Origin of the sequence: Pseudobacteriovorax antillogorgiicola, assembly GCF_900177345.1 — a bacterium.
GTDB lineage: Bacteria > Bdellovibrionota_B > Oligoflexia > Oligoflexales > Oligoflexaceae > Pseudobacteriovorax > Pseudobacteriovorax antillogorgiicola.
Genome location: NZ_FWZT01000006.1, coordinates 107,301 through 127,994, shown reverse-complemented (window position 1 = coordinate 127,994; position 20,694 = coordinate 107,301). Strand labels below are relative to the sequence as shown.

The window sequence follows — 20,694 nt, the reverse complement described above, 5'->3', positions numbered from 1 at the left end:
AGGGGGGGCGTGTGCCCCGCTGCCTCTTAGTGTCTGAAAGGATGACCTGCTCCCTAATTTAGTGTAGGAACATTGTAGGGTTTGTTGACAGAATTGATTTAGAACAACCAAGTCAACAAGCACCTATAGCGGAGTTCTTACTTTAGGGAGCCATAATGACTTCATTTCGACCGGTTGAGACGTTTCTATCAGATCCCCCCTCCAGCAGTGCAAGCTATAGTTACTTCAAAGAGTTGCTTTCTGCCTTAAGAAGCAACGATGGCCGCATGGAGGCGATAAAGGCTCTAAGAACCTTGGAGAAGCGTTTTGCCGAAGCGGAGTCTGCGGATGATTTTCAAAAGAAGTACCATTTTTCCTTTTCAAAAATTGACCTAGGCGCCGATCACGGCGTGATCCATCTACTGCAGTTGCCGAGTATCTTTGCACCTGAAGAGTGGTCTTACACCTTCTACGAGGGCCTATCTCGCTTCTCTCCAGCAAGCTTCGAGGATAAAACTGTGGCTGAGCTCGGCTGTGGCAACGGCTGGATTACTATTGCATTAGCCCGTCGAACCCGGCCACGAAAAATATTTGGCCTCGACATTAACCCAAAAGCCATTACCTGCGCTGAAATCAACCTCTATCTCAATAGCGTCGGCGACAATGGTGAGGCCATTTTAGATGAGGAGGGTCAGGCTTTATGGGATCGGGTCGAATTTGCAGAAAGCGACCTCCTATCTCATGTCACCCAAAAGAAAGGCTTAAAACTTGATCGTGTGGTCGGTTGCATTCCCCAGGTACTCTCTCCCGACCCGCAAGCTTTGCTCCGCAAGGCTACCGAGGCAGCCTCCGATCAAGCGCTCTACGACCTTAGCAACTACACAGAAGCCCATGGCTATCTTGAAGATCAGTTTGGGCTCGGGCTCATCGCCAAAGCCGTGGAGCAGTCTGTCGCATGCCTTCGACCATCTGGTTCAATCATCTTTAACCTTGGCGGCAGACCAGGAACCAAGGTACTTGAAGGTCTGTTTATGAGGAGAGGCTTCCATATCGACAAGGTCTGGAGCACTAGGGTTGTGCAAGCAGGGGATACCGACATTCAAGCTTTGGTCGAAATCGAGGAAAGCTCACCTCATCGCTTCGAATTTTATATGGGTACTGACAGCCGGGAATCTATTTCCGCAAAGACGGCGCAAGCCTATGCCGCTGCGGGTGGAACAATCGCCCACTCGTTGAGCGTTTACGAAGCAACTCTACCATCCCATGAGCAGGTGGCTAAGATTCTTGATTATCTCAGTACCCCTGCAAATAAGAAGCTGCATGAGGCTCTCGATCTTTCGTCGAACGACCCCCAAGTATACAGTGAAAGAGTTCGGTTTCTTGCTCATCTAGCAGAAACTTTCCAAACGACCCAGAGCCTTCCCTATGGGGATACTCAAGGGGTTCCTGAGTTGCGCGAGAACATTGCTAGATTCGTTCGAACATTCTATCGAGCCCCTGTGGCTATGTCGCAAATCCTGGTAGCCCCGTCTCGTTCCGATATTGTTACTAATATAATTAGCTTGTATCAGCCGCGGCGAGTCCTCGTGGACCAAGATTTAGTTCATCGTTTGATACCGGCTCATTATCAAGGCCGACTTTGGCTAGGCTCAGAGATTTTAGAAGCGCCACGCCGCCTAGAGCTTTTAGAAGACCTGGTTGAGACTTTAGAGCCCGAGCTGGTGATCGCCTGCTTAACAGATTTTGAAAACGAATCCGGTGTTGGACTCGGCAACTTATTCGCCGTGACGGCTAAGAAAAACTGTCGCTTGATACTTGATATTTCGAATTACTTTGATTTGAGTAGTGATCCTGGTAGTTCCGCAGCTCTTCAGTATATGTCCCACCATACCTTACCCGATCACGTTCATCTGATTTGTGGCCTGGTAAAGAATCGGGTCTACTCCGATTTGCAGCTTGCCTTCTTGATATCCGAAAATCAGTCTGTTATCGAAGCATTGGTATCTGCTGCCGAGTTCAGCTACAGTCGCACGCCGTTTTTGATGCAAGAGTACTACAATAAGATTCTAAGGGATCTCCTTAGCTTTCATATGACCCAAGCCCGAGAGTCTCAGGTGATAAGCATTAAAGAGGCGAGGGTGGATCATAATACCAATCCTAAGCTCGGTCCCTTGGCAAAGAATGCGAGGCTCGCGTTCAGCCACCCGTGTATCACTCGGAACCAGTTTCCTATGTCAGCCAGTACTGTTCGCCTCGACTATGGTGAAAACTGTCTCGCCATTCCATCAAACTTGAGCCATGGAATCTATGAGGCCTATGTAAGGCGTGAGATCTCCTTCGACGAATACGACCCAAGCCCTGAAATCCTTGCAAATCTAAAGAGGGACTATCAGATAACGGGGCTCGATGAATCCCAACTTGTGTTGGGTGCTGGTGTTGCCCCCCTATTTGCAGGATTGCTCATTCATATCAAGCAAATTGGCGGAACCTTAGTATTTCCCAGAGGTGCCTATGGCGAGTTCGTCGCTGCTGCGCAATTCTTCGGAGTTGGCTTGGCCCATTGCGAAACTTATGAAGCCGATAAATTTAAACTTACCCCAAAGGGCCTTCATAAATGCTTGCAGGGTATCCAAAAGCCTTGGGTGTTTATCAACGGCCCGACGGTGAATCCGACAGGTGCAGCCTACAGCAGCACCGAATTGGATGAGATCGCCAATGTTATCGAGGCTCACGATGGTGGCTTAATCTTCGATAGTATATTTGGAGGGCTAAACTTTAAGGGTGATCGAGAACCCATATCCTTGAAGCATTTAGCGACGCGAGACGTGCCATGGGTTTTTCTCGGTGGGGCGTCGAAACTGTTTGCTGCAGGTGGACTTCGATTTGGCTATGCCTTAAGTGACGTTCCCGAGCTGATTCAGTGGCTCCATCAAAACCCGTTTGAAGGGCCACACTTCACAATTCAGTATGCAATTAAAAAGGTACTTGCAGCCTATCAATCCCGTGACCCTGAGCTTGTTTCGTCTTTAGGGCAACAGAGGCTTTTACTCGCTGAACGAGCTGCTATTCTTGGTTCGTGTTTAAGGGAGTGCGGCTGGCGCGTGCTAGAACCGGATGGCGGCCTTTTTCTGATCGCCAAACCCGATGCCTATATGGGTAAGGAGTTCCTCTTTACTGATAACTCAGGCCAAGAGCAAAAGGTTGTTCTGGATGGAGTGGAGCTTGTGAAATCTCTGTTTTTTACAGAGAATCTTCTGATCAATGATTCCAAGTGGACTGGAATCGACGGCTACTGTCGATTCGTTTTGTCCGTAACTCAGGAAGACTTTGATCAAGGCTTGGCAAGGCTTCGAAGCTTTCACAAGCGCGTGCTCGAAAAATGCAATTGACGAAATATGAATGGTAGCTGTCTAGTAAGGTGCCGGTCCTTATTGTAGCTTCTTGGGAATTCATTCTCATGAGGTTGCAACGTTGATTTTTGATATTTCACCGACTGTAGACGAGAACATTGCTGTTTGGCCTGGGGATGTGCAATTCCAGCGTCAGTGGCAGTGTCGGATTGCTGAAGGATCGAATATGGATCTTTCCGCGCTGACTAGCACTGTCCATGTTGGAGCTCATGGCGATGCTCCGTCCCACTTCCATCGTGATGGTGCTAGCATTGAACAACTTGACTTAGAGCCCTACATGGGGCCGTGTCGGGTGATTGCTGTAGAACCGCCCATAGGAGGCCTAATTCGCCTTGAGGAGATCGCTCGCCAGCTTGAAGGCAATTGCCCCGAAAGGTTGCTTTTTAAAACCCAGAGCTTTCCAAACCCTCAGATCTTTAATGAAGACTTTGTAGCCTTTGATCCTGACTTGCTTGATGCCCTGGGGCAACGGGGTGTAAGGCTTGTGGGCATTGATACGCCCTCCGTGGATCCTTTTTCATCAAAGGACCTGCCTGCGCATCAGATGCTTTATAAACATGATATTCGAAATCTAGAAGGTCTCGTTCTTTCTGATGTTGAAGCGGGTGACTACGAACTTATTGCATTGCCATTGAAGTTGAAGGGCTTTGATGCTAGCCCGGTGAGGGCTGTTCTTAGAGCATTTTAAGGAGGAAAAATGGCCTAAGTCGCTCCCTCTAGAGTTAATAAGATTCACCCCTTTTCGCCATAGAACACCGTCCATCAGGTGTGCGATATCAGGCGCGACCAGCTTAGCTGCGAAAAAGAAGCGGATTTCATTTAACAAAAGTAACCTACTCAAAGAGTCAAGATATAAGCTGAGTTGGCTTCTCTATTCAATTCCATCGCCAAAGAACCACTTTATCTAGCTGATTGGCTTGGCTCGTCCCTACCCATGGTAGAGCTGGAGTTTTGTCGAGCTAACTATGTGTATAATACTTAGTTGAGAACACTTTAATACAGCAGTAACAAGGGCCAAATATGGATACCCAAATACTTGGTTTTGAGTTGAAAGAAAAAATCTACAGCAGTAATCGTACCAAGGTTTACCGGGCCATTAGAGAATCGGATCAGCTACCCGTTATCCTTAAAGTCCCTGTGAGTGAAACGCCAACACTTCAGGAATATTCCCATTATCAAAACGAGATTAAGATGCTCTCTCATCTTGATCTTAAAGGTGTTATCAAAATCATTTCCTTGGAAGTGTACAAAAAAACTTTTGCGATTGTGGAAAAGGATATTGGAGGAGAATCCCTTGAGGGAATCTTGGGCGACAAGCCCTTGGATGTTTCAAGGTTCTTGATGGTAGCCATTAAGGTCGCCGAGGGGCTTGGTAATCTTCATGAAAATGGCATCATTCACAAAGATATCAATCCATCTAATATTATTTTCAACGAAGAAACTGGTGAGCTAGAAATTACAGATTTCGGAATCAGCACAATGCTCTCTCGCGAGACTCAGGAGATCAAGAATCCCGAGTTTTTAGAAGGGACAATCGCCTATATGTCGCCAGAGCAGACGGGGCGTGTAAATCGAGCCATCGACTATCGAACGGACTTCTACTCCCTCGGAGCCAGCTATTATGAAATCTTGACTGGACAAGCTCCCTTTGTGAAAAAGAGTGCAAGAGAGCTAGTAAGTCTTCATATTTCCGAGCGGCCCAAGAACCCAGTCGAGATATTGCCAACAGTTCCGCCTGTAATCGGAAAGATTATATTGAAGCTTCTGGAAAAAAATCCAGATGATCGCTACCAAAGCACCACGGGTCTTAAGTTCGACTTGACCAGGTGCTTGGAGGAGTATGCTCAAAGCGGGATAATCTCGGACTTCAGTATTGGTACAAAAGATATTTCTAGCAAGTTTACCATTTCCCAAAAGCTATATGGTCGTGATAAGGAGATCGAGACCTTGCTCAAAGGATATGATAGAGTATGCAACGGCTTTTCCGCGGTGATTCTAGTAGCCGGTCACTCAGGAATTGGAAAGTCTGTCCTGGTGAAGGAAATCTATAAATCAGTGAGTGAAAGTAATGGCTACTTCATTTCTGGAAAGTTTGATCAGTTCAGGCACGATATTCCCTACGCTTCGCTATCGCAGGCTTTCAAAGATCTTGTGCTCCAATTGCTTAGTGAGCATCAAGACCTCCTCGATACCTGGAAGCAAAAGATTGCCCACGCCTTGGGTAGAAATGCTCAGGTTATCGTAGATATTCTTCCTGAGCTGGAACTCATTATAGGCAAGCAACAGCCAGTGCCAGAGCTAGCTCCGGCAGAGAACCAAAACAGGCTCAACATTGTATTCAATAAATTTGTTCGAGTATTTGCTAAAGAAGAGCACCCTCTCGTGATATTTCTAGATGATTTGCAGTGGTCTGATCTTCCAACACTGGACCTAATTTTGAACTTGATGACAAACCATGAGAACCATCATATTTTGATCGTGGGAACCTATCGAAGCAATGAAGTTAGTATTTCTCATCCCCTGATGATTAAAATTGATAGCATGATCAACTTAGGTGCTTCAGTTCGAACTATCGATCTAGCCGAGTTATCAAAAACAGATGTCAGGCAGTTAGTCTCAGATACCCTTCATACAGATGGTGAGGAGATTGATAGGCTCGCCGATCTTCTTATGACTAAGACCCATGGCAACCCGTTTTTTATCACTCAACTATTTAAAAGCCTATATCAAGATCATTTGATCAGTTTTGACTTCACGAGTGGCAGATGGGTATGGAACTTTGAGGAGATCGCGAAAGTTGACATTACTGAAAATGTTGTTCAATTGATGACCGACGAGATCAAGAAGCTAGGTCCCAACTCACAAGCAGTTCTAAAGATAGCTGCATGCATTGGCAATACATTCGAGATCGAAGACCTTAGTTCAATCTATGGAAAACCCAAGACAGATTCTATTATGGATCTTTGGGAGCCTCTCAAGGACGGCCTAATTATACTAGGCGGTGGCTACTATAGATTCCTCCACGATAGAGTTCACCAGGCTGTATATGAGCTTGTTGGCGATAAATGCTTTGAAATCCATCTGATGATCGCTCGACTAAAGAGCAAAGAGTTTAGAAATACGCAGTGTGAGGATCTTCTATTTGATATAGTAAGTCACTATAACAAGGCAATTGAACTGATTAAAACATCAGACGAGAAGAAGGTAGTGGCAAATTTCAATATTATGGCAGGAATCAAAGCCAAGCATTCGGGGGCTTACCAACCTGCAGTTAGCTACTTAGAGTATGCTGCGAAGCTGCTTCCTGCTGACATTTGGCAGAACGACTACAGCCTAGGGTTTAGCCAAGGAAGTGAACATCTGGAGTGTTCTTATCTATCAGGAAATTTTGAGGAAGGAGAATCGCTGTTTTTCCAGTTGATCGAGCAAGCGAGTTCTGACCTTGATAAGGCGAAATTGGCTTCACTAAGGCTTCAAGCCTATACCCAGCTTGCGAAGTATGAAGAGTGTATCGATATTGGTATTGGGATACTTAATGAACTAGGTATGAAACTTAAGAAGAACCCAAGCCCAATTCCCGTTCTGCAAGAGCTACTAAACGTAAAGATTATTCTTGCAGGGAAGAAAGCTTCCGACCTGCTAGAGCTTCCAGAGATGACAAATCCCACAAAGAAGATGATTCTTAAAATCATGATTCAGATGTGCCCCGGAGCCTACCTGAGTACTCAAGAAAATATGCTGCCACTGCTAATCCTAAAGTCCGTTGCACTTTCTGCAAGACATGGAAACATTGCTGAAACGACTTACGCTTACTCTGGCTATGGCCTCATACTAGCTGGAGTTTTGAAGTCATATCAAGAAGCCTATGAATTTGGAAATATGGCTCTAACCCTAAATGAGAAGCTAAGAGACATTTCCTATCTGAGTAGTACCTGCATGGTGTATGCCTCCTTCACGGTTCACTGGGTCAAGCATCTTCGCGAACTACTTCCCATTTTTGACCGCGGTTACGAAGCAGGAATTGAATCAGGAGATCTTGCCTATGCTGGATACTGCTTGAATCGAAAGTCTTGGGCTATGCTCTGTAAAGGGGATTCTTTGGCAGAAGTCCTGGAGATCACACATAAGCAAGTCGACTTTATGGAAAAAAGCCAGGATACCAACTTTCTTGACGATGGAGTTATTAAGATACAGTTTTGCAAGGCACTTATGGGAAAGACATCAGATTTAACATCCCTTAGCGATGAAGGTTTCGACGAGACAGATATTGAGCGATTCACTACGCTAGTTAACTGCGATTTTCATATATTGAAGGGGCTTTTATTCTTCCTTTTTGGCACGCCAGATCGTGGCATTGATCATTCTGGTCAAGCTGGGTCTCAGAGTGACGCAATGATAGCCCTTGATGTCGTTTCGCTCCACAACTTTTTACATGGACTCCTTGCAGCGCAAATGTATGATTCATGTGATAGCTCACTAGAAAAGATGAAGTATCGATGGATATTGAACTCAAGCATCAAAAAAATCAGCGGATACTCGAAGGCTTGCTCAGAAAACCAAAAGCATAGGCTTTCCATACTTCAAGCTGAAAAGGCAAGAATAAGCCATCAATTTCGAGTTGCAGAAACTCTCTATGAGCAGGCTATAGACGAAGCACTGGAGCAGGGCTTCATTCATAATGCCGCCATATCTTGTGAACTGGCAGGTAAGTATTACAAGGTCTCAGGGCGAAAACGGATCTCTGCTATATTTATAAAAGAATCCCAATACCTCTATGGAAAATGGGGAGCCACCGCGAAAGTAGAGCACTTGAATCAAACGTATTCAGATATTTTATCCCACTCTCCGACAACGCTAAGTAATACTGCGATGCCTAGCCTAAAAGATACGAACGCCATTGAAGCCAGTTCGATTGATATGTCAACGATCGTGGACGCATCACGGGCTCTGTCACAGGAATTTGTACTACATAATCTGATCCGTAAAGTCATGAAGATCGTGCAAGAGAACGCTGGTGCAGAAAAAGCGATGCTCTTACTTTCTGGCTCAGACAATAAGGAGCTATTTGTTGAAGCCAAATATCAAAACAATGAAGATCTTAAGATTTTGGATTCGCAACCACTAGATCAAAGTAAGGACCTAGCCCAGGCCATAGTTCAATACGTGGCAAGATGTAGAGAAACGTTAATTCTATCTAATGCGACTAAGGAAGGTCGATTTGTAAATGACTCCTACCTACAAGAGCATCAGACGAAGTCCGTTTTCTGTATACCGATTGTGAATCAGGGCAATCTAATCGGAATACTCTATTTGGAAAACAATCTGATGGCTGACGCCTTTACGGATTCAAGAGTAGAAACTCTAAGTCTAATCTGTTCACAGATTGCAATTTCCATAGAAAACACCAGGCTATACAATGATTTGGAAGAGCGTATTAAAGCTAGAACGGAGGAAGTACTAGAGAAGTCAAGAGATATCAGATCGATCTTAGAGAACATCGATCAAGGTATTTTAACCTTCGGTCGGGATCTCATGATAAACAACGAATATTCGAAGTACCTAGAGTCTATTTTTCCAGGATCAGAGATTGTATCAAGGAATGTTCTAGATCTTCTCTTTAAAGACTCGACTGTGTCAGATGACATCATTTCCCAGACTAAGTCTGCAATCAAAGGAACGATCGGTAGCGATCTGTTCGCCTTCGATATTAATAGTCACATTTTACCCAGAAAGATCATCAAAAATGTAAACGACATCACAGAGATCCTTGAGCTGGATTGGCGTCCTATTACCAATAAACATGATTGCATCGAAAAAATCATGCTTGTCATAAGGGATATAACAGAAATTCAGGTATTAAAGGAGAAGGCTAAGGATCAAAGTGAAGAACTTGAGATCATAGGCCAGATTTTGAACTTGAAAGCGGAACGTTTCGATTCCTTTTGCGAGAACTCAAGTCGGATTGTTGATGAGTGTCGATCAGATGTGATTAGCAAATCAACCCCAGACCATCAGTTGGTTGAATCTGTGCTTCGGAGTATCCATACTATAAAGGGGAATGCTCGGATGCTAAACTTGAGCCACATTTCTGAAACGATTCATGTTGTTGAGGAGCATTATCAGAGTTCGAAGAAAAAAGCATTATCGATGTTACTAAGTGATCTAGAGCTGGTTGATAATTGGATTCAAAATTACAGGAGAATTGCTAAAGAGAAGATCGCAGTCTTCCGTAAAGAAGCGCCTGGAGACCAATTAGCGGCTTTGATCGATGAGGAAGTTAGGAAACTTTCAGCTTCGTTTAACTCCATTGAATCAAAAGCACAAGCGTTTGAAAGAATTTCGTCACTTAGGCAAGAGCAACTGGGGCAATCGTTTAAGAGTAAACTAATTGATATGATCTCAAGCCTTCCAGATATTGCAAAGGAATTGGCGAAAGAGCCTCCTTCTGTCAATCTAGACATTGATGAAAATATTATGCTCGATAGTCAATCTCAGAACCTTCTTGCAGATGTTATGATGCATTGCTTTAGAAACTCCCTCGATCACGGTATCGAGACGAAGGACGAAAGAAGAGCGCAAGGTAAGTGCCCTCAAGGTAGCATAGAAATTAAGGTTTCGAATAAGAGTGATTGCATCGAAATCACTTTCCAAGATGATGGGCGAGGTCTTCATTTAGGCCAGCTGAGGAAGACTGGAGAACGAGTAGGATTGAATGCCAGTGACCTAGCTGATGAAGATATTGCCGCGCTCATTTTCAGATCTGGAATCTCTACAGCTAAGCAGATCACTAATATTTCCGGGCGAGGCGTCGGCTTGGATGCGGTGAAGCATTTTCTAGTAAGCAATCATGGTGATATTAATATTTGTTTCACAGATGATGAAGTAGCTTCAGGCTTCAGATCTTTTAAGTTTGTAATTCATCTACCTAAAACATTTGGTAAGAAAATATCTTTACCATCAACTGCTTAGCATTCACTTATTTGCCCCAAGGGTAGAGTTTTTTAATGCTCGCCCCAGAGGATTGATATTCTGTGATGTAGTTTATGCTAGCTTTGCCATGGGGGCAGCTCGTGCCGTTATGTGTGGTAATATTGATAATTCCAGCTACGGCGCCAGCTCCATATACAACGGATCCTGGCCCTCTAATGATTTCGATCCGCTGGATATCTTCTAAGCTCCACATTTCTATTTCGGACTTAGCCCCAGCTAGCCCCTTAGCATTCATAGAGCGACTATTGATCAAAAGTAGGTAGCGAGAATTTCGATTGATCATGCTACCTCGAATTCCTATAAGAGGCCCCTCTTCGTAATTCATCCAGATCGCGCCCGGCACATAGATCTCGATAAGGTCTAGAATATTCCGAGCCGGTGTGATTGCGATGTCTTGCTCTCGGATTGTTGTCATCGATGCAGGAAGCTCGTCAAGGTGGAGCCTAGTGAGTGAGGCTGGGTTTGTCACCTTTGCATCAAGCAATTGTTCGATACTAAAGTCCATAATATCACCAGCGTTGTCGTCAGCAATCGCAAACGATGAAGCAAAGTAAGACACTAGCAAGAACATGTACCGAAGCATCATTAGGCCATAATTTAGGATTTACTCAAATGTAGCACAAGACCGGGGTGATGCATAGGAGTCGCCTTCCCACCATGGCGAACAGCCCTTGAAAGCCTGACTTTATTCGCTAAGAGAACGAACTAAGGAGAATAGGCGTACCGACACAAAGATCTGATAGATGCAACAGAAATGGCAACAGATTTGTATAAAGTGTTCTGTGAGCTACAAACCCAAGTTCAAATAATAATTAGAAATTTTAACTCATGATCAAAAATTCTATGGCCTGATAATTTTTTTAAAATAATCTTTCCAAAAGCTGGAAGTAATGCTACCAAAACTGTCTGACTAGCCAGTAAACTTTGTTGGGAGAATACAATTGAGAAAGCTTACGATTCAAAGCTTAGTGTTAGGGGCGTCTTTATCGCTACTTGCACCCATGCAGGGTTGCCAAAACTCCTCTTCAAAGCAGGGTAAGGCTCAATTGCCTAACGTTGCGATCGACTCAGGTGATATTACGATCAATGATGATCAAGCTATCATCGAACTTGACTCCGGTGACTTCTTAAATGTGACTGTGGTGGATGGGATTTCCTACATTCCGGTGGCAGTTGCCTTAGATCAAGGAGACTTTGCTCAACTTCGCACCCGGTTGAAGAACTACAGTGCCGATCAACGACAAAGCTATTTGCGAAGCGAGCTATCGTCTGTTGTTAAAGTACTCGATGACGAACTTGGAGTGCTCAGTTCCAGACAGTATCCGAAGCTTGGATACTTTGTTGCCTACGTTGCCGTTGATAAGTACAACAAGATGGGCGAGATTGATTTCCCCTACAATATCGTAGCAAATCCTGTCGCCAGTAACCGCATAGAGGCACATACCTACGCTGAGTCTACATCTGTGGACCCCCGAGATCTTAGTAATGGATATAGTCCACTTGAAGAGATGGGCATTCAGAAGTTTGAAGAGCTTATTGCCAACGAGCTTGGTGTGACTCCTAGTGGGGAAAGAGTCAAAATTGGTATTATCGACTCCGGAATCACTATCAATCACAAGACCTTTAATAACCAAGCTGGTGACTCACGAATCTCTTATATCGACGATTTTACTGGCGAAGGTTACATCTATTTTCACCCGCAAGCTAAGTTCACCGTCACCATTGGCAGTGAAGATAATACTTTGGTGGTGGAAGCGGAAGCACTTCAAAAAACAGTTGGCACAAGCCTTCCTGATCCAGCTAAACGTGACTCCATTAATATCACTCTTAAGGTTAAGAGAAACTCAGATCTTTGGAATGTGCTAACAACTCCAAATTCGGGTGCGAAACTTGGATTCTTAACGGAATCGTCCTATGCCCGCACTAGAACCGGAGTTCCTGTGGTGGACATCAATAATGATGGTCTGACAGACTCAAATTTCGCGACTATCTTCGTCCCAGGAACTGACAGCGTAGCTGGTGGCACACTCTACTTCTCGCAGGCTGCCAACGATTTTACTAAATCTTCACCTCTGAGAGACTGGAACCAGAGTCGCGAGACGGTTCAGATTGCAGCTGAAACACTAGGGTTTACCTTCGGCACTACGGAAGTAGGTACTACATCACTCATCTACGCCAAACCTGTAGGTATCGATGGCAATGGCCATGGCACACACGTAGCAGGCATTGCAGCAGGTCAGAAACTGTTCAGTAACGATAGCGACGAGCAACCATTGGTTAGAGGGGTCGCACCGTCCGCCGATATTTTATTTGGCCGCGTTTGTCTTGCTGCACGGGGCTGTGTCGATGCCACAGAAGCCATGGCGCAACTAGCCCTCCGCGGTGCAAAGGTCGTCAATCTCTCGTTGGGCTACCTCAGTGAAAACAATGATGGCTTCGATGTTGGATCTTTGATGGCCGATCGATTGACTGAAGTTATGGGTACCCTTTACGTCCGATCAGCCGGCAACGAAGGTCCTGGTGTGAATACCATTGGCAACTCAGCAACATCCCGACGGGTACTAGCTGTGGGTGCAACTAGCTCCAATAAGATGGCAAACAGTCTCTACCGAGTTGAAGGTGCTATCGATCCAAAATTTGAAGATCCAAGCAACCCCCTTTGGGATTCCTTCGTTACTGATTTTAGCTCTCGTGGCCCCACTGCGGCTGGTGGATTTAAGCCGGATGTTGTTGGCCCAGGTATTCTGCTCAGTGCACAACCATTGAATCATCAACCTGGTTCGTTTGCCGGTGCCGATGTCCTCCAGGGAACATCCATGTCGTCACCTGCGGTAGCCGGTGCCATTGCCATGTTACTTGATGCGGCCCTTCTGTATAATGAGAAGAATCCCGATCGACCGCTTCCTCACGATCCCATCACCCTTAAAAAAGTACTTATGGCATCAGCACTGCCATTCAACGTCACAAGCTTTCACCCCGGTGGAGTTGAAGCTTCCACCAGCGGAAAGTATACTTGGGTAGACCAAGGACGAGGTATGGTCGATCTTCCCTCAGCTTGGGCAGCGCTTAAGCTTGAACGAGATCAACAGCCTATGGCGGCAGTAAGTTTGGATGGAAAACCTGTAAATCTCGACTACGAAGTACGAATCCTTAGAGAAAATCCCAACGGTCAAGACTTCTCCGGCGAAGTTGATGATGGCGATACTAAAGGCAAACGCTATGGACGCGGAATCTGGTTTAAGTATGACGAACCACTTCGTCGGGTAGATGTTCAGGTTACCCGCCGGTTACCACAAACCCTAAGCGATCACGACAAGTATGGTGAATTGCTCGCTGAGCTTCGTCAATCTGCTGACCGTTTCAAGTTGACAACGGAAATACATGGATCTCACGTCAACTGGTTACGGGTGGGAACTAACGGAACGATCACCTGCTTAGATTCAGAAGTTTCAGACCAATTGCTCCTCGTAGGCGAAGGTGCTATCGAGCTCCCTAATGGTGATTCTATCGCGCCGACTCATAGCGAACTGTATGTTTGCATCGATTCCAGCAAACTCGCCACACTATCCCCAGGTGATCATGGTGCCATCATCTCTGCCTACCGAGTTGATCGCAACGATCAGGTTGAAGCTAACCCATCATTTGAGATTCCTGTTTATCTCACAGTGCCTCATAAGACTCTTTCTGGCTCAACCGCTTATGCGATCAATGATGACGTTCGTGGTCTTGATGTCGATAAACACTATATTGAGATTCCAGAAGGTACTTCATCTGTAACAATCACTCTGGAAGTTCCAGAAATTACCACAGATTCTGTGACAGCTGATCAGTGTGCCATCGTTCTAGCTACCGTCTATGAGGGAACTCCAGTAGCAACAACTCCAAGGGCTGACTGGGATCGCTCAGCACCTTTTGCTCTCAACTGCTCGTTGGATGGAACTCTTAGAAAAATCAATCAGGCGAATGGCAAAACTTCATTCACTCGCCTCAACCCTAAACCTGGTATTTGGAATGTGATCATCGCTGGCTACCAATCAATCGTTAATAGCAAATACAAGCTAACTGTTGATTTTGCTCAAGGCAAGCTTGACAGTGACGTGATTGAACTCACAAGCACGGCTTTGTCCAAGGATTTATCTTTACGTCTAAGTGGGTCTGACCCAATGATTGATACGGATAAGTCTTCTTTCTATCTGAAGAACTTTACCAAACGTCTTGAGCAAGCCGCTGAGGCAAAGGAAGTCACTGTGCCTCTTCTTGGTGAAGAGTTTGTCACCTTCGATGCCTCGATTCAAATGCTAGAAATCAGCACGGCCCTTTCCGATGATGCTGATCCTAAAACTGACTTAGATATTCTACTTTTAGAGTGTATAAGCCAAGATTCTGCGACCTGCCGGGCTGTTGCATCGAGTGCTGGTGCAGATTCTAACGAACAGTTTGTTGCTGATGTAGAGGTAGGTAAATATTATCAACTTAAAGTCGACGGCTATACCGTTCCTAAAGTTGGCGATCTTTACACCATCGACATGAAATTATACGGCAAACCTGAGCCACAGGCTCTTAATGTAGGCGACTTTGTAGACTCGACCTACAACTTAGGCATCACAGTCGATCCAAGCTCTCCTTATCTCGCAAGCCCCTATTTCCTAGATCTAGGACTTGATGTTGAAGGGCAGATCGATCTTGTCAATAGTAAGGGGCAAATGCTTATGTCCATTTACCCTGTAAAAGTCCTAGCGACACCTAGTAGTAACTAGATCTTAATCATTCTTGCTCAAGGGAGGCTTATTGATAGCCTCCCTTTTTGTGTGCCCGGCAGCGCACACACTTAGGAAGTGAAAGTTTTCTGTGGGCCGTAACGACCGGAATCATACACCTAAGCCAGGGTGTTCATCTTGAGGTAAGATCGGAAGGCGCTGATGGTGAATCATTGATGGATGATCTGAAGTCTGAGCGAGCCACGGATTGATGCTCTTGGATGAGTCTCCGGAATGGGAAGTGTCCACGGTGAGGGAAATAGCCAGCGCTTAAGGCTAAGCTGGCACTCATTCTAAACTACAATGATGATAGAAGGGATATTTGGAAGTCCTTCAAGGAACTTAACTTGACATCACAAAAATCTAGCCGAGTGCTATTCAAGTTGTGTGATTTTGGAACAGAGCTTGTCGCCAAAGAGGCTCGGAATCAATGAGGAGACTGTCGGGCTTTCTATACTGCTTAACAAAGTAGGATTTACCTTGCGCAGTTTCTATTGAAAGAAAATTGTCACCAAATTCTGATTCTGTTGAAATCCTCTGAGACTTGCTCTACTAAGAGTCTATTCATGCAGTAATATTGCAGAGGGAGTATCACCCAAGGCACTTCTTTGCAGACTTTGCTATCGACCACAGAAAAGCTGCTCCTCTGATTCAAGTTCGGTTCAAAACTTTCTGAAAGGAAAAAGCATCGATGAAACCGAACCAAACTTAGGTTTATGGTTTTTACAACGATTGCCTGCCTTAAATACCTTCGGTATCTGTTTGAACCAAGATTGATTTCCTAAAGAGGGAACCTTAAATTTTAATTGACTAAAGCCTTCCAGGCAAAGTCCGAAGTCAAGCGCGAGAATGATCTCAGACATCTGGAGGTGTTATGTCAAATCCTGGTAAAGAACTGTCAAGTATCGATTTTTCATCGATGATAGGTGGGCCCTTAACTGCCGTTGTTAGCGCACAAACTCAAGCTGCGAAGGCAACGGTTGATTTTATCAAAGAAATAGGGTTCTCGACAGACGAAAATGGTAAGCAATCCTTAAACAACGTAAAGTTTTCCTACACTAAGGCGTCCCAAGATGAGAACATGCGGGACAACGTTGAGCTAATCGTTCCTTTATTGACGATCGTTCCTATTCCTTACATTAGGGTGGAAGATACAACCATCGAGTTTAAGGCAAAGATCAATAGTGTTGCCACTCAGGAAAACTCCTCAAGCTTTGGCATCGATGGCTCACTCGCTGTGAAACATGGTTGGGGCGTTGGTAGTGTCAAGTTAAAGGTAAACACAAGTTATCAAAAGGCTAGTAAATCAGGTAGTAAAGAAACCAAAACGTATTCATTAGATGTTCGCGTTCATGCTGTGCAGGATGAGATTCCAGCGGGAATGGAGAAGGTTTTGAATATTCTTGAAGAATCTATCTTTGATAATACTTCTGGTCAGACTGAAGAATCCAAGGTGGTCGATGAGGCTGCATAATTAGAAACTTGAGGCAAAAAGACCGCAAGGTTTTTTTTGCCTCTCTCCAATCGATCCAGAGCAATTTATAATAGGGACAATGACCATCTTAGAATGTGATAAAGGATATATCTCATGCCTCAAGCTCCAGAAAGCGACGATGAATTCAACGAGTCCCTTGGCGATTATCTCGGTCATTTACTGTCTTCGGTAACGAAGGCAAGAATGCAAGCTGATCTTGAAACCATTCGGATTGCGGAACAGTATCAGAGCCACCCCCTGCTAAAGCATTTTCCAGTGCCGAGGGTTAGACTACCAAAGGTAGAGCTGAATGTTCCTGTCATCATGGTGGGCACACTCACTCCTGATGGTCTTGAAAGCCGCGATGATGACGATACTGATGATAATCTTAGCCCTCAGCAGCAACTCGCGACCCAAGTATTAGATGTCTTCAGTGAGCTATTGGAGGAATTGGGAGGCCATGGCCTTAGTCCTGCGATCAAGGCCAAGATTCAACCTGAGCTCCAAGCTATTGTCGAAAAGGTATATGGTGATCCAGGGTCTGCTAAAGCAACTTTGAGAAGGACCCGCGCAGATAAAGATATCTCGGACAGACTCACAAAGATACCAAGAATAAAAAACTCTCTTTCAACATTTACAGATAAAACCACAACGGTCGCAAAGTATCTTGTTAATCATTTCTACCGAATTCGGTTTGTACGGACTCAGATCAATCAGCAGAAGCTTGATAGCAAAGTGCAGGCCTCCCTAAGACAGTCTTTTTTAAGCGAGGTCAATCAGCTTCTACTCAATCAAAAGCATAAGGCAGCCTCTAAAATCGTGATTCAGGCTCAGACATCAAAGGTGAGAGAGTCTAGCCACGAGCATCTTGCTATGTTTAAACTAACGGTCACTGAGGATTCGGTTGAATGGACGGTGAACGAACCTGAATCAGAACAAGATCCGGACGAGATTCTAGTCCCTGAATAAGGCTGTGTTATGAAGCTTAAAACTCTTGAAGACCTCAAAGGTATGATGATCCAACTCCCGATTCTCGTCGACTCCTTCGATCATCAATCTTCATTTTTTAGTCGTGACCTAAAGGAGTGGTTGAGTCAAATTGAGAAGATTTTTGCCAGCCATCGTCGGGCTGAGGTGGGTAAGATTGCTGGACTCCGATCGGACCTTATCAGTGCTGAAATGGGAGTCTGGCGCAAGGATTGCTACCATGTAGATCCTAGCCTCGCGGAAAAAACTCGAGGGGCTCGAAAAAAAATTGTGCGGGCCATCGGCGGTCAAATCTTGAATCAAGCCCAGGCGGTGGTTTGTAAAGTACTTGATCCACTTGAAGGGCAGGTGGATGAAGCCAAAGATATCACCAAGCAACTAATGCTTGTAGCAATTCAAAATGGAGTTCTTAGCAACGAAGAACTAAAAATAGAGAATAGCAAAGGAATTTGGCAAAAGCTCAATAACCAACAAGAATTGAGGCCGGGAACTCAAAAGATATTGAGTTTGGTAAGCATCCCAGAAGCGCTATTTTTGGTTTCGGATGTTATCGAGGCCTGGCAGCGTGAGTCTGGGCAAGAGCCTCACACCCCCAAACAGCCGACGAACCTAACCGTTATACCAGGTCGCAAAACAACCCCGCAGAAGAGGTCTTGACAGCTTCTGCGCGAACCGTTCCGTATGGCACTCCTCTCAAACCCCGGGATACCTACCTAACGTTAAAAGGCTAACCACTACCTAGAGGTATATGGAGGACAGCTTGTAACTCACCGAAACGGATGAAAAGGGAGGTAAGTCTTGGATCATAGGCTGGTCGTCGATCTTCTAACCATGATCGCCGATGGTGAAATCAAGAAAGCAAAGAAATATTGCAGGCTTAAGTCTCTACCTAACGAGATCTCGAAGGCCATAGACTATATTTCCTCATCGACTCACCCAAAGTCAGAGCTACAAGCTAAGATTGCTCGCCATGTTCTGGGTCAGATGTCTACCTCTTCTGCGGGTCAGGCCTTTGTTAACATCCTATGTGAAACTCTCGATGTCCCCATCGCCTGTGTTTTTGTAGCAGATCACGCATACGGTAACGAAAGTGCGCATCTTATCCCTGTGGCTTGCGTTGGTGTAGCATCCAGCCAAGAGCTAAAGCCCATAGCCTTAGGCCAGGCGGGGCTAGGGCAAGCTTGCCAGACTCAGACGACGATCTGCATAAAAACTCCAGGTCAGGTGTTTGCTATCGATACAGGTTTCTCAAAAATTTACCCGGAGTTTCTGCTTGCGGTCCCTATGATTGTTGATGGTCGCCTGGTGGGAGGCTTGCAGCTCGTATCACTGAAGCCATTCTCTAAAGCTGAGATCGATATGATTGAAAACTCAGCGATTATCCTCTCTCACGGTATCAGAAATATCTCCAGTCGTCTCAGGGAAGAACGATTGATTGAGCAACTTCATGTGTCTCATACTCAGCTGGAGCGCCAGAAACAAGCACTGGATGCTGCGGCGATCGTTGCAGAGACTGATGTTGGTGGACGCATCACTTATGTAAACGATAGGTTTCTAGAAATCTCTGGTTACAGTCGAGATGAGCTGTTGGGGGAAGACCATCGGATCATCAATTCCGGCTACCATCCCCGCACTTTCTTTAGAAAACTGTGGCAAACCTTAGCCCAGGGTAAGATTTGGAAGGGTGAGATTTGCAATCGTAGTAAGAGCGGAGACGAATATTGGGTCGATACCACAATCTTTCCATTTCGGGATGAGCACGACAAGGTGCAACGCTTTGTAGCTATTCGATTTGATATTACAGCTCGGAAGGTTGCAGAAAATGAGGTGATTAAAGCTTCAAGAGAAACTCAAGAGCTTGTAAAGGCAAAAGCAGAACTACTGGCTAATGTAAGTCATGAAATTAGAACACCACTCCATGGCATCTTGGGTTATACCCAACTTCTACTGGAAGCAAATACCCTAGACGAACTGCAATCCAAGCGAATTCGAATCGTTCACAATTGTAGTGAGCAACTCAGAAGCCTTATTGACGATTTCCTTGACCTATCAAAAATCCAAGAAGGGCAGATGGATGTCAACGTTTGTAGCTTCGACCTTAAAAACTGCTTGGACGAGACAATCGCAATTCATCAGATAACGGCTGATCATAAAGGCCTGAAAATTATCAATCATATTGGTGAAGGTACGATTCAAATCTCAAGTGATCCCATCCGAGTGCGACAAATTGTTAGCAATCTCATAGGAAATGCGATTAAGTACACTGAGCAAGGTGCTATCGATGTATTGCTCAAGCATGTGAGTGAGGAAGGTAATAGATATTTTGACATCGCTATCAAAGATTCAGGCCGAGGCATCCCTGAGGAAGAACAAGAAATCATTTTCCAGCGTTTTAAGCAGGGACGGCAGCAAAGCAATCACACAGCTTCAGGGAGTGGACTTGGTCTTTTCATCTCTAAGTCCCTCGCTGAAAAATTAGGTGGGAACATAACTCTCCATAGTATTGAGGGTCAAGGCTCGACCTTCACAGTCAGGCTTCATGATAATGTCAGTTCTAACACAAGTCAGACTCAGCCATTAGCCATGCCTGATCGAGCCCTGTTAGATCAGTTTAGCGTGCTGGTCGTGGATGATATTGAAGTGAATCGTGATCTCGCGAACTCGCTAGTCAGCCGTTTAGGGCCTACAGTTCACGTAGCATCAAGTGGTATGGAAGCCCTGCAATTAATCAAGTCCCACAGTTACCATCTAATTCTCCTGGATCTCAGAATGCCAGAGATGGACGGTTTCGAGACTGCTGAAGGGATGCAAGAGTACTATAAATCCTCTCCTTCGCGTCCCTATATCGTAGCTCTTTCAGCTAATACTTCAGAAAGTGATCGCACCCATGCGGCACAAAGCGGTATGGACAACTTTATTGCAAAGCCCCTCACCAAGAGAGATCTTGCCATCGTTTTTACTGATCTTCTGGAAAGAGTTGGTAAGAAGCTAGCTTCTTGAAAACCTTGTTTCATGGGAAGCAGAACACAATAAGTACAATACTCTAGTGCTTAGTCACATTGAATCCTCAGCGTTGTTGTCTTCGTCTCTCAATCGT

General features: G+C 45.1%; 9 protein-coding genes. 8 read left to right on the top strand and 1 reads right to left on the bottom strand.

Annotation, left to right across the window (positions count from 1 at the left end; genetic code table 11):
* Positions 1-155: 155 nt before the first annotated feature.
* The 3 genes from B9N89_RS09855 (at position 156) to B9N89_RS09845 (ending at position 10,358) form a co-directional block, all read left to right on the top strand.
* Complete coding sequence (locus tag B9N89_RS09855) at positions 156-3,368, top strand: aminotransferase class I/II-fold pyridoxal phosphate-dependent enzyme (RefSeq protein WP_132317935.1); 3,213 nt, start codon at positions 156-158, stop codon at positions 3,366-3,368.
* Positions 3,369-3,450: 82 nt separating this feature from the next.
* Positions 3,451-4,077 (top strand): arylformamidase, encoded by a 627-nt coding sequence (gene kynB / locus B9N89_RS09850; protein ID WP_132317937.1) that lies wholly within the window; start codon positions 3,451-3,453, stop codon positions 4,075-4,077.
* 332 nt (positions 4,078-4,409) lie between these two features.
* On the top strand, positions 4,410-10,358 hold the full coding sequence (locus tag B9N89_RS09845; protein ID WP_132317939.1) for an AAA family ATPase: 5,949 nt from the start codon (positions 4,410-4,412) through the stop codon (positions 10,356-10,358).
* A gap of 7 nt (positions 10,359-10,365) precedes the next feature.
* On the opposite strand, the gene B9N89_RS09840 is transcribed toward B9N89_RS09845, so the two are convergent.
* Positions 10,366-10,965 carry a TonB-dependent receptor plug domain-containing protein gene (locus B9N89_RS09840; RefSeq protein WP_132317941.1) on the bottom strand — a complete coding sequence of 200 codons (600 nt, stop codon included), beginning with the start codon at positions 10,963-10,965 and terminating at the stop codon, positions 10,366-10,368.
* A 355-nt stretch (positions 10,966-11,320) separates the two neighbouring features.
* Here B9N89_RS09840 and B9N89_RS09835 point away from each other — a divergent pair, with 355 nt between their 5' ends.
* From B9N89_RS09835 to B9N89_RS09815, 5 genes are all read left to right on the top strand, one after another.
* The gene (locus tag B9N89_RS09835) at positions 11,321-15,136 is read left to right on the top strand and encodes a S8 family serine peptidase (RefSeq protein WP_132317943.1); all 3,816 of its coding nucleotides are present in this window, start codon (positions 11,321-11,323) and stop codon (positions 15,134-15,136) included.
* Positions 15,137-16,010: 874 nt separating this feature from the next.
* Positions 16,011-16,610, top strand: a complete 600-nt coding sequence (locus tag B9N89_RS09830) for a DUF2589 domain-containing protein (protein WP_132317945.1) — start codon at positions 16,011-16,013, stop codon at positions 16,608-16,610.
* 114 nt (positions 16,611-16,724) lie between these two features.
* Entirely contained in the window at positions 16,725-17,579 is an 855-nt protein-coding gene (locus B9N89_RS09825; protein ID WP_132317947.1) for a hypothetical protein, read from the top strand.
* A gap of 9 nt (positions 17,580-17,588) precedes the next feature.
* A complete protein-coding gene (locus B9N89_RS09820; RefSeq protein ID WP_132317949.1) occupies positions 17,589-18,254 on the top strand; it encodes a hypothetical protein in 666 nt (221 codons plus the stop codon).
* 141 nt (positions 18,255-18,395) lie between these two features.
* Entirely contained in the window at positions 18,396-20,597 is a 2,202-nt protein-coding gene (locus B9N89_RS09815; RefSeq protein ID WP_132317951.1) for an ATP-binding protein, read from the top strand.
* The last annotated feature ends 97 nt before the right edge of the window (positions 20,598-20,694 follow it).